General features: G+C 59.6%; 1 protein-coding gene. It reads left to right on the plus strand.

Annotated elements, in window-relative coordinates; all coding sequences use genetic code 11:
* The coding region (locus tag DM373_RS28500) for an EF-Tu/IF-2/RF-3 family GTPase (protein WP_244215150.1) at positions 1-406 on the plus strand (406 nt) is incomplete at both ends.

The following is a 406-nucleotide window of genomic DNA, read 5'->3' on the forward strand; positions in this document are numbered from 1 at the left end:
GGGCGACGACACCCCGATCATCATCGGTTCGGCTCGTATGGCGCTGGAAGGCAAAGACGACAACGAAATGGGCACCAGCGCTGTCAAAAAGCTGGTTGAAACTCTGGACAGCTACATCCCAGAGCCAGAGCGCGCTATCGACAAGCCGTTCCTGATGCCAATCGAAGACGTGTTCTCGATCTCCGGTCGCGGTACCGTTGTTACCGGTCGTATCGAGCGCGGTATCGTCAAGGTCCAGGACGCCCTGGAAATCGTTGGTCTGCGTGACACCACCACCACCGTCTGCACCGGTGTTGAGATGTTCCGCAAGCTGCTGGACGAAGGCCGTGCTGGCGAGAACTGCGGCGTCCTGCTGCGTGGTACCAAGCGTGACGACGTTGAGCGTGGCCAGGTTCTGGTCAAGCCA

The organism is Pseudomonas sichuanensis (assembly GCF_003231305.1).
Classification (GTDB): Bacteria; Pseudomonadota; Gammaproteobacteria; order Pseudomonadales; family Pseudomonadaceae; genus Aquipseudomonas; species Aquipseudomonas sichuanensis.